Annotated in this window: 11 protein-coding genes; 9 read left to right on the forward strand and 2 right to left on the reverse strand. The window is 53.9% G+C overall.

The window, feature by feature from the left end:
* The 8 genes from nurA to MVD07_RS01400 form a co-directional block, all read left to right on the forward strand.
* Window positions 1-1,334, forward strand: a 1,334-nt coding sequence (nurA, locus tag MVD07_RS01365) for a DNA double-strand break repair nuclease NurA (protein WP_297497607.1), incomplete at its 5' end; no start/stop codon positions are given.
* 37 nt (window positions 1,335-1,371) lie between these two features.
* A complete protein-coding gene (locus MVD07_RS01370; protein ID WP_297497609.1) occupies window positions 1,372-2,385 on the forward strand; it encodes an iron ABC transporter permease in 1,014 nt (337 codons plus the stop codon).
* A complete protein-coding gene (locus tag MVD07_RS01375) occupies window positions 2,382-3,110 on the forward strand; it encodes an ABC transporter ATP-binding protein (RefSeq protein WP_297497612.1) in 729 nt (242 codons plus the stop codon). The genes MVD07_RS01370 and MVD07_RS01375 overlap by 4 nt, the downstream gene beginning before the upstream one ends.
* 34 nt (window positions 3,111-3,144) lie before the next feature.
* On the forward strand, window positions 3,145-3,744 hold the full coding sequence (gene psmB / locus MVD07_RS01380; RefSeq protein WP_297497633.1) for an archaeal proteasome endopeptidase complex subunit beta: 600 nt from the start codon (window positions 3,145-3,147) through the stop codon (window positions 3,742-3,744).
* Window positions 3,745-3,782: 38 nt separating this feature from the next.
* Window positions 3,783-4,868, forward strand: a complete 1,086-nt coding sequence (locus MVD07_RS01385; protein ID WP_297497616.1) for a DUF4157 domain-containing protein — start codon at window positions 3,783-3,785, stop codon at window positions 4,866-4,868.
* Window positions 4,858-6,003 (forward strand): threonine synthase, encoded by a 1,146-nt coding sequence (gene thrC, locus MVD07_RS01390; protein WP_297497619.1) that lies wholly within the window; start codon window positions 4,858-4,860, stop codon window positions 6,001-6,003. Before MVD07_RS01385 ends, thrC begins: the two co-directional genes overlap by 11 nt.
* Window positions 6,004-6,136: 133 nt before the next feature.
* Window positions 6,137-7,327, forward strand: a complete 1,191-nt coding sequence (locus tag MVD07_RS01395; protein ID WP_297497621.1) for a hypothetical protein — start codon at window positions 6,137-6,139, stop codon at window positions 7,325-7,327.
* A gap of 48 nt (window positions 7,328-7,375) precedes the next feature.
* Window positions 7,376-8,167 (forward strand): extradiol dioxygenase, encoded by a 792-nt coding sequence (locus MVD07_RS01400; protein ID WP_297497624.1) that lies wholly within the window; start codon window positions 7,376-7,378, stop codon window positions 8,165-8,167.
* Between the two features lie 124 nt (window positions 8,168-8,291).
* On the opposite strand, the gene MVD07_RS01405 is transcribed toward MVD07_RS01400, so the two are convergent.
* Window positions 8,292-8,510: a hypothetical protein gene (locus MVD07_RS01405; RefSeq protein ID WP_366078429.1), complete on the reverse strand. Its 219-nt coding sequence runs from the start codon at window positions 8,508-8,510 to the stop codon at window positions 8,292-8,294.
* A 188-nt stretch (window positions 8,511-8,698) separates the two neighbouring features.
* Between MVD07_RS01405 and MVD07_RS01410 the strand changes: the two genes are divergently transcribed.
* Window positions 8,699-10,048: a cyclic 2,3-diphosphoglycerate synthase gene (locus tag MVD07_RS01410; protein ID WP_297497627.1), complete on the forward strand. Its 1,350-nt coding sequence runs from the start codon at window positions 8,699-8,701 to the stop codon at window positions 10,046-10,048.
* Between the two features lie 194 nt (window positions 10,049-10,242).
* Here MVD07_RS01410 and radB read toward each other — a convergent pair.
* The coding region (radB, locus tag MVD07_RS01415; RefSeq protein ID WP_297497630.1) for a DNA repair and recombination protein RadB at window positions 10,243-10,852 on the reverse strand (610 nt) is incomplete at its 5' end.

Here is a 10,852-nt window from a genome sequence, read left to right on the forward strand (position 1 = left end):
TGATGTACCGCCTAATCGACAGGAAAAGCGTGGATAGGATAAAGGTTCTGTTGGAGAGGGGCTACCGTGAGGCTGAGGAGAGGCTGACTGAGATAGAGTGGCGCCCCCTACCCCGGGAGAGGAGAAAAACCCGGGTTTACGCTGTGGACGGCAGTCAGGGAAAGCAGAGGCTGAGCGGGACGATATTCTATGCCGTCTCAAGCTATGCCTTCGGCAACGGGCCGGCTTACAGGCTTGTCTATACCAACGCCATGCTCTACAACCAGGGCATCTCCGACCAGATCATAAGGCTCCAGATGGAGACCCTTGAAAACAAGCTCGGCTACCTAGTGGGCAAGCTCGGTGGCGTCGACTACGTGATGATGGACGGGACTCTAACGGGCTCCCTCACAAGGCCACCCGTTTATCCGGAGAGTGTGAGGGGGCTAACAACAATTGAAAACGCCCTGGGAAAGGAAAAGCTTAGGGAGCTTATAAAAACGTTCGTTGGCTTCTTGGATGAGCATTACGAGGAGCTTGAGAACGGGCTGAGGGAGAGGGGAAAGGTTCATGGTGGTGTGATCCTCGCCGATGAGAGACTGGCTGATTTCGAGGAGTTCTACTCCGCCATGGAGGGCTACAAGGTTCGGGACTTCGCGGGAACGACACCTAGAGGTGCTAGGCTGCCCGGAAAGGCACTGGATCAATACCTGAAGGGTGAAAAGACAGCTGAGGAGATCCTCCAGGAGCTCCTGAATGAGTACGGTGAGGAGAGGGAGTTATCTTTGGATGATGCACGCAATGCCGTCCACGTGGTCTTGAGCTACCTTGAATACTTGTACTCCCTTGAAAGGCTCCTGAGGCTGAACCTCGTTTACGTTGCCAAGAGCTTCTACAACCGGAAGCTGACTGGAAAACTAGGAATTGACATCGTTGATGTCCCCTATCTTGATGCCTACCTGAGAAAGCGCTTTGGTGAGGAGATTGTGGGTTACTACCTCATAACTCAGGGTGGGAAGGCAATAAGCCACAGGATGCCGAGGTTTTTGAGGGAGACCTTCCCTCTGGTCGAACATTACATCGAGAACGGTGTCCCGATGGCTTACATCCGCACGATGAAGGGAGGTGTTATCTACCTCCTCCAGAGCAACAGGGAAATAAACGACGAGCTCTTGAGTGAAATTCTATGGCATGAGAGCAACGGCTACTTCAGGCCACTCCAGAGGGCTCACGAGGGGGTTAAGATAGAGAAGAAGGCCTTTGAGGCCGAACTCTCGGCGCTGCTCAACATAATCAAGAGGGAGGCACCTCACCTTAGGGTCTTTCTCAAGTACGGTCGCTCACCGCTCGAGTAGGCTAAAGCATTTAAAGGGTGGACAAAAACTCCAGCACATGAGGAAGTGGCTCCCCCCACTGGCACTGCTATCCCTGCTTTCCATACTCCTCGGTGTTTACATCGGGCCAGTAAAGGTGGGTTTTTCCGACGTCACTGCGGGAATAGCTTACGGTGTTAAGCTCACCCTGGCGCGCTTCACTGGCTGGAAGGTTGGGGGAGAGCCACGCTACTTCATAATAGTCTGGGAACTCCGCCTTCCGGAGGTTCTTCTGGCTTATCTCGTTGGAGTCTCCCTTGCCTCAGCCGGAACGGCTTCCCAGGCTCTCTTCAGGAACCCCCTGGCTGATCCCTACATAATCGGCATAAGCTCCGGCGCCGCCCTTGGAGCGGCCCTGGCGACCCTCATAAGTCCAATCTACATGGGGCCCTTCGCGCTTGTTTTCTCCCTCCTTTCGGTTCTGATAGTCTACACGGTCTCGAAAGTCGACGAGGGAATCCCGGTAGATACGCTCCTCTTGGCGGGTATAGCCTACGGCTTCCTCGCCAACGCGGGCACTTGGTACGTCTACGCAACGCACCCTGAGAGCACTCAGATAACGATGATGTGGCTCCTCGGGAGCTTCGGTGGGGCGACCTGGGGGGAGGTGCTCCTAATGCTCGCCGTCTCGGCCCTGGGAGCGGGCTTTCTCTCTATGAAGTGGCGTGAGCTCAACCTTATCCTCTTCGGTGAGGAGAGCATAGCCCTCGGCCTCGATGTCCACCTCTACCGCAAGGTCTTCCTCTTCACGGTTGCAGTCCTGACGGCCTTTGCGGTTTACACATCCGGGATAATAGGCTTTGTCGGTCTGATGAGCCCCCATATAGTCCGCCTTCTCCTCGGTCCCAACCACCGCGATCTGACCCCGGCGAGTGCCCTCTTCGGCGGGACTCTCCTCGTCTTCGCTGACCTGCTCTCCAGAACTGTGGCCAGGCCGACCGTCCTCCCTGTGGGAATAATCACCGCCCTTATGGGTGCTCCATTCTTTCTCTACCTTCTGATGAAGCACAAGAGGGGTGAGCTCGTGGCATGATGCTCAAAGCGAGAATAAGCCTCTCCTACGGGCGGAGGGAAGTTCTGAAGGACGTTGAACTGAGGGCCCAGGAGGGAGAGCTCTTGGCCATAATCGGACCGAACGGGGCAGGGAAGACGAGCCTGCTGAAGTGCCTCGCGGGCATACTCAAAGCCAAGGGAGAGGCGAGGGTGAACGGGGTTGACCTCCTCTTGCTGAAGCCATCAGAGCGGGCCAAATACATTACCTACGTCCCCCAGAGCTCATTTCCACAGTTCGCCTTCACCCTGGAGGAGTTCGTCGAGATGGGAGCTTACATAACGAGGGGGAGTGTTGAAGAGGCCTTGAAAAGGGTCGGCCTCTGGGAGAGGAGAAAGGACAGGATAACCGACCTCTCCGGTGGTGAGTTTCAGCTTGTCCTTATAGCGAGGGCTTTAGCCCAGGGAAGCAGGGCTGTGCTCCTTGACGAGCCGACGAGCCATTTGGACGTCAACCACTCGGTCATGATAATGGAGCTCCTCCGCGAACTCAAGTGGGAGAAGGTTGTTATAGCGGTTCTCCATGACCTCAACTTGGCCATCAACTACGCCGATAGAATAGTTATCCTGAAGGACGGAACCAAGTTCTGGGAGGGAAAGAGCACCGAGCTTACGGGAGAGGTTCTCAGCGAGGCCTACGGCGTGGAGGTTCTCATCAGGGAAGTTGAAGGGCAGAGGGTCGTTCTCCCAGGGTCAGCAAAGGTTTAAAACCCTTTGACCGTTTCTATCAGGGGTGAGAAGAATGGAGAAGAAGACCGGGACAACGACTGTTGGAGTGAAGGCAAAGGACGGTGTTGTCCTTGTAGCAGATACACAGGCTTCACTTGACCACATGGTGGAGACCCTCAACATAAGAAAGATCCTCCCGATAACCGACAGGATAGCGATAACGACCGCGGGAAGCGTTGGCGATATCCAGGCCCTTGCGAGAACGCTTGAGGCCGAGGCCAGGTACTACCAGTTCACGTGGAGCAGGCCAATGACTGCCAAGGCCATGGCTCATCTCCTCAGCAACATACTCAACGAGAACAAGTGGTTCCCATATCTCGTGCAGATAATTATAGGTGGCTACGTGGAGGAGCCAACCTTGGCAAATCTAGATCCGCTCGGCGGCCTTATCTTTGACGACTATACAGCGACGGGCTCCGGCAGTCCCTTCGCGATAGCCGTTCTTGAGGAGGGCTTTAAAAAGAACATGAGCGTAGAGGATGCAAAGGAGCTCGCTGTGAAGGCAGTCAGAACCGCCGGAAAGCGCGATGTCTACACCGGGAGCAAGAAGGTTCAGGTTGTCGTCATAACCAGGGAAGGTATGAAGGAGGAGTTCGTCGAGTTCAACGATTGAACCAGTTCCTTTTTAACGTCCTTTTCCTATCTCATACCATGAGGGAAAGTGCTACGGCGCTCGTGCTGGTGGGCATTCTGCTGGCCTCGCTCTACTCGGCCGTTGCGATTGCATACCCGAGGGCATGGGTTCTTGAGCAGGTCAAGGAGATAATCAAGGCCGACGAGGAGATACGGGGTCTCTACTTTAAGGAGATGCCAAAAATAGTTATCATAACCCGTGCCGAGGCCATTAGGATGTTCTCAAGTCCGCCGACGGAAGACAGGATTGATGAGCTGACCTACAAGATGACCCTCCTGATACCCGGTAACTACTCCTTTGCCAGAGCCAAAAGGCAGGAAGAAGCGGGGTGGATAGCGATGACGGTTGGAGACACCGTCTACATCATAGGGGAGAACTTTGAGGCGAATCCGGATGTCGCGAGGAGGGCTTTAGCACACGAGCTCGTCCACGTCCTTCAGAAGCAGTGGTTTAACGCCAAGTACGGTGCCAACACCTTTGATGGAACGCTCGCGGTTAGGGCGCTCGTTGAAGGGGATGCCGACCTTGTGGCGGATATCTACTGCAAGATTAACGGAATACCAATATACAAGATACGGTCGCTCAGCGGTGACCCTCTGGACGACCTCGGGAGGTTTCCCTACGTCTATGGAGACCGCTTTGTGAGGTATCTCTACGAGAAGGGTGGCTGGAAGCTCGTGAACAGTGCCTACAAGCGGTACCCTGTCTCGACGGCTCAGATAATGCACCCCGAACTTTACCTTGAAAACGTAACTCCCGTAAACGTTTCTCTGAGCGTCCCGGCCAACTGGACTGTCATGAGAAAAGACAGGATGGGGGCTTTCTACGTCTACGTCCTCCTGCGCGACAGTGCAAAGCTGAACAACGAAACTGCTTGGAAGGTCTCAAGCGGGTGGCTCGGCGACAGGCTGATTTTATCAATTAACGGAACAGATTACGTCCTCCTCTGGAAGGTCAAGTTCTCAAGCGAGGATTCGGCTAAGACTTTCGCCGAAGTCTTAAAGAAGCTCGCCGGTAAGGATGACTACGCGAGGTTTACGATAACTCGCGAGGGAAACGTTGTTTTGCTCAAAGCCGTGAGGAGGGTCAGGATTGAGGCTTAGATGCCCCCTCTGCGGAAGGGAGTATGATAAACCAGTTCAGCGTTGCTCCTGCGGTGAGCCGGTTGAGTTCGAGTCCTTTAAGGGTGAACCATACATAGGAAAGACCGTCTGGGAGCGCTTTTGGGACTTCTGGCCTGTTGAACCTTCCCTCGAATTCTCGCTCGGGGAGGGGGATACACCGCTCATCAAATCCAAAATCGGAGAGGAACTCGGGGTTAAGCTCTACCTCAAGAACGAGACGGTGAACCCAACGTGGAGCTTCAAGGATAGGGGCACATTCTTGGCGATGAGCTATGCCGTTAAGGCCGGTTATAAAGCCGTTGGAACCGTCTCGACAGGGAATATGGCGGCGAGTGTTTCAGCATACGCCTCCCGCTTCGGCTTAAATGCAAAAATCCTCGTCTCTGAGAGCGCGAACGACGAGAAGGTTAGGGCTGTCTCGGTTTACGGAGGGGACGTGATAAGGGTCAGGGGAGATTATGGAAAGCTTTACTTCGAGAGCTTGAGACTTGGAGAAGAGCTTGGGGTCTACTTCATCAACTCAGACAACCCCTTCCGCGTCGATGGCTACAAGGGAATAGCCTTCGAGATAGCGGAGGAGATTAGCCCGGACTACGTTCTGATCCCGACCAGCTCGGGTGGTCTCTTCAGGGGAATAGCGAAGGGCTTCACCGAGCTGATGAGGAGTGGGCTGATTGAAGAACTGCCAACTCTCGTGGCTGTGCAGGCTGAAGGTTGCTCGCCGATATGCAGAGCATTCCATGATGGAAAAGAGAGGATAGAGCACTTTGAAAGGCCGGATACGATAGCAAAGGCCATAGCCAACCCCTACCCGCCGAGCGGGAATGCAGTCCTAAAACTTCTCCGCGACTTCGGCTGGGAGTGTGTCACCGTTTCGGACTCTGAGATAATCGAAGCCCAGAGGGAGCTCGCCGGGGAGGGGCTCTTCGTCCAGCCCGCGAGTGCCACCGGGATAAGTGCCCTTAAGAGGCTCGCCGAGAGCGGCGTTGTTCCTGAAGGTTCGAAGGTCGTTTCAATCCTAACCGGCTCCGGGCTGAAGACCCTCTCCCATATGGAAGGCAGAGAAATAAAGGAATGCCCCCTTGAAGGGCTTGAAAACTGTATGTCATTTTAGCAGGTTATTTAACAAAAAATGTAACGATGAATTACTGAGTACACCTGATCTCGGAATACTTATATAGAACGAAAAACAATGACTTACTTGAGCCACTCGATGGCTCCCCTGAGAAGGAGTGGAGGTGGCTCCATTGAGAAGTAAAAAGAAGCTTGCGGTGATGGCAGTAATTACAGTAATTGTTCTACTGGTCGCAGTTCCAGCAGTTTATGGGGTTCAGCCCGACAACGCTGGAGTCCTTTACTCCACGTACCTTGACTGGCTCCAGGGAAAGCCCGTGGGGCTGGCACAGGTGAACTCAATCCTCCCACATAACGTCGAAAAGGCAATGCTCGTGGTGGTTGACTATACTTCGGGCGATCCAGAGGTTCTCTATAAGGGACCGTTCATGAGTCCGATGGTAAAGATAGAGAGGATACCAGTAGGAACGAAACTCAAAGCGGTCATCAGGGACGGAAGGGTAAGCCAGATTACGGTTACAAAGTACAAACCTGTTCAGCTGCTGGTGATAGTATCGGCAAGGGAGTATTGGGGGGCAAAGTTCATAGAGTTCACCCCGGATAAGCCGCTAACCCGCGTAAACGTTAGGATGCCTCTCTACCGGGACGGTGTGGGAGAGTCCATCAAAAACCTCGGGAAGGGGTTCCAAGTTACCATCAATTCCATCGGCACGATGTACATGGATGTGAAAATCCTCAGACTTCACAGTGTTCTGGGGGCTACGGAGGAGATAGATATAGATCACGAGGCCTCGCTGGCACTCGATTCCTTCTCCCAGTCAGTATCTCAGTTCGGGGGAGAGCCATCGCCAACGGGATGGGAGTGTACAGGCGCCGTGACAACGCCCTTTGAGTATCTGGCACCGGTTCCCACTTCAAACGGTGAGATGAAAACAGTCTACGGACACGTCAGATACAACGTTGAGCTGACAACGGTTTGCGGGTATTTGATATGCAGAAACATCTACATCCTGCATCCGGAGGGTATAGAGTACTTCTCAAAAATCCAGACTGGCAGGGACCCCGGCACAATTCCCTGGAACCTAGATAAGAGAATCCACTGGAGAAGTGCCGGCAATGAATTCAAGGTTTATTTTGACAGAAGTTCAAACGATGGTGGTGTATATTTGTCGACTTCAGTCTCAGTCTGCTTTGGAGAGGTAGCTACAGTTTGCTTCAGTGGCACAGTCGATTCATACAGAAAAACCAGCGGGAGTAAACCAGTGATAAAAGTTCTGATCAACAGCTGGCACGGAGGCAGACTTTACTTCGCCCCCTACTCATCTAGGGGCAACTACTACGAGGTCTACCTTCAGTGGGGCTGAGGTTAGCTTTTTAGTACCTTTCTTTTATTCATAACTTGGGGATCAAAAATGCTCGTTGGAATCGGTTTGATGCCCCATGGAAACCCGGTTTTGGAACCGGAAGATGGGGAAACGAAAAAGTTAGCTGATGTCCTAAGAGATATTGGGAAGGCCTTCGCCGATGTCGATTCCTACGTCCTGATAAGCCCGCACAACGTAAGGATGAGCGACCACCTCGGCGTTGTTCTCGCTGAAAACCTCGTTTCGTGGCTCGGCTTTGAGGGGAAAGAACTTCCGGGAGAGTGGAAAACCGAGGGGGAGCTTGCTGAGAAAATTTACAGGGGTGAGAAGGGGGCAGGGATTCCTGTCGTTGACCTGAACTTCGCCTCGCTCCGCGGTCAGTACTCGCGCTGGCCCCTTAGCTGGGGGGAGCTGATACCACTCCAGTTCCTTGAGAAGAAGCGCCTCGTCCTTATGACGCCGTCGAGGGGACTTGATAGGAAAACCCTTGTGAGGGCTGGTGAAATCCTTGGGAAAATTCTTGAGGAGAGCGGGAAGAGGGTTGCCCTGATAATCAGCGCGGACCACGGGCACGGGCATAGCGAAAACGGCCCCTACGGCAAGGTGAAAGAGAGCGAGGAGTATGACCGCTTGATTATGAAGCTTATCAACGAGAACCGCCTTGAGGAGCTCCCGAAAATTCCGGAGGAGCTCGTGAGCAAAGCCTTAGTTGACAGCTACTGGCAGATGCTGATGATGCTTGGGGCTATGGGGGTTGCCCAATTCGAGTTAAAGGCCTCTGCATACGCCTGTCCGACCTACTTCGGCATGGCCGGAGCCTTGTGGGTAAGGAAGGGCTAATGGAGGCTCGGCATCATGGAAGAGACCAAGCCAAAGGGCATAGAAAACAACCCGAATGGAGAGCCTTCGGCGTTGTGGAGCTAAAGGGTAGAAAAACCAGCCCCGATGGCGACAACTTTGAGCTTTAAACTTTGATCGGAACGTTTTCTCTGATTTTCTCGTTGGCGAGGTACTCTGTCTCTGCTATCCTCTCAGAGGTGGGCTCCTGGTCGAACTTGACGGTTAAAATGCCTCTGTTGCCTGTAACATAAGTTGAGGCTGTCCACTTGGTATTTTCTCCGAGAACCTCAATGACGACCCCTTTGGCCACATGGAGAGCGGTAGGGGTTCTGGCCTCCTCCATGCTGGTAGATTGTGGTGGGAGATTTAGGGGTTTCGGCATAACAAATAATGGGGTTTTGAAAGTCCTTCAGGAGGGCTCTCCTTTAATCGAATGAATTGCACCGGGCCCTTTCACCGCTCAACGAAAACCGTTATAAAAGCCAAAGGGGATACATCAGTGCCGAATCAAATGCCTTTGAGGTGAGGAATATGCCGGAAAAGAGGAGGAAGAGGGTTCTGATTCTCGGGGCCGCTGGCAGGGACTTCCACAACTTCAACGTCTTCTTCAGGGACAACCCCGAATACGAGGTGGTAGCTTTCACCGCGACCCAGATCCCGGACATAGAGGGAAGAATCTATCCACCCGAGCTGGCCGGCGAGCTCTACCCGAACGGAATCCCCATATGGAGCGAGGACGACATGGAAAAAATCATCAAGGAGCACGATATAGATATCGTCGTTTTTGCATACTCGGACGTCTCCCACGAACACGTCATGCACCTTGCGAGCAGAGCCCACTCCGCTGGAGCTGACTTCTGGCTCCTCGGTCCGAAGAGCACGATGCTCAAGTCCAGCAAGCCGGTCGTGGCAGTTACCGCCGTCAGAACCGGCTGTGGGAAGAGTCAGACATCAAGAAAGGTCGCCAAACTGCTCCAGGAGATGGGCTACAAGGTAGTCGCGATAAGACACCCGATGCCCTACGGTGACCTGAAGAAGCAGATCCTTCAGCGCTTCGCCACCTACGAGGATCTCGACAGATACGAGTGCACCATTGAGGAGAGGGAGGAGTATGAGCCCTACATCGAGAGGGGCATGGTTGTCTACGCGGGCGTTGACTACGAGAAGATTCTCCGCGAGGCTGAGAAGGAGGCTGACATCATCCTCTGGGACGGCGGGAACAACGACTTCCCGTTCTACGTGCCAGACCTCTGGATAGTGGTTACCGACCCGCACAGGCCTGGCCACGAGGTCAAGTACCACCCAGGTGAGACCAACTTCAGGAGCGCTGACATCATAATCATCAACAAGATCGACACCGCCAACCGCGACGACATCCAGAAGGTTCGCGAAGACATTGAAAAGATCAACCCGAACGCCATCGTCATCGATGGTGCCTCACCACTCTACGTCGACAGGCCAGAACTTATCAAGGGCAAGCGCGTTCTCGTCGTTGAGGATGGGCCAACGCTTACCCACGGCGGTATGAAGTACGGTGCAGGCTACATCGCAGCCAAGAAGTACGGAGCCAAGGAAATCATTGATCCGAGGCCCTACGCGGTCGGCTCGATTGTAGACACATACAAGAAATACAGCCACCTCGACGTCATCCTTCCGGCGATGGGCTATGGTGAGAAGCAGATCAAGGAGCTTGAGGAGACAATCAACAACGCCGACGCCGATGTGGTTGTTATAGGCACTCCAGTTGACCTCCGCAGGTTCATGAACCTCAACAAGCCCGCTGTTCGCGTCAAGTATGAGCTTGAGGAGATCGGCCAGCCCAAGCTGAAGGAAGTCCTTGAGGAGTGGGTCAGGAACTGTGAGAAGCTCAAGAAGGAGTGAAGTTTTTAACATTCACTCCTATTTTTCGTATTAGATGTGAATGCTGGACTGCGATTCCGGCTCTTAGCACACCGGCTTCTGCGGGTTAGAGTCTGGTAGAAACCCTTTTATTGCCGAGCGTCAAACTTTCAATGCCCGGGGAGTGCCGCCGAAGGCGGGGCCGATGAACTTGGGCGGGTTATTACCCCCTATTTCTATTCAACGTCCTCGATTCCCCTCTCGGTTATTCTGAAGTAGGCCATAACACCCTCCGGTCTAAAGCGGTGTCTCTCAAGGAGGGCCAGCCTGAGGCCGGGCTTGGGGAGCTTGTCGAGCCTGAGTATGTCCTTGCACCGGTACCCAAGGGTGTGCTCGGCGACCGGCCTCGTCCTCTCAAGCCTGGTGTCGAAGTGCACTTGGTTTATAACTATAACAGGAATTGAGTTCTTTCTGGCCAGCCATAGGAGTATCTGGAGCTGTCTGCTCAAATCGGCTATCAACCCGCTCCTGTTCTCCTCCGCCCGGTAGTGGGCCGTTATCGAGTCCACCACGATGAGGGAGAAGGTCTCGTCCACGAGCTTCTTGAGGGAGCCTATAATCTTCCTCTGCTCCCTCCAGTCGGCAGGGGTAAAGAGGACGAACTTAGCTAGGGTCTCCTCGGGGTTCAGGCCCCTTGAGCTGGCCATCTGGCTGAGCCGCTCCGGTGAGAAGCCACCTTCGGTGTCCACGTAAGCTACCTTACCCCCGCTGAGGAGGCCCGTCTGAACTGCCAGCGTCGTTTTCCCTGTTGCATACGGTCCGTATACCTCTGTGAGAACCCCCTCT

The organism is Thermococcus sp., from assembly GCF_027008145.1.
GTDB lineage: Archaea > Methanobacteriota_B > Thermococci > Thermococcales > Thermococcaceae > Thermococcus.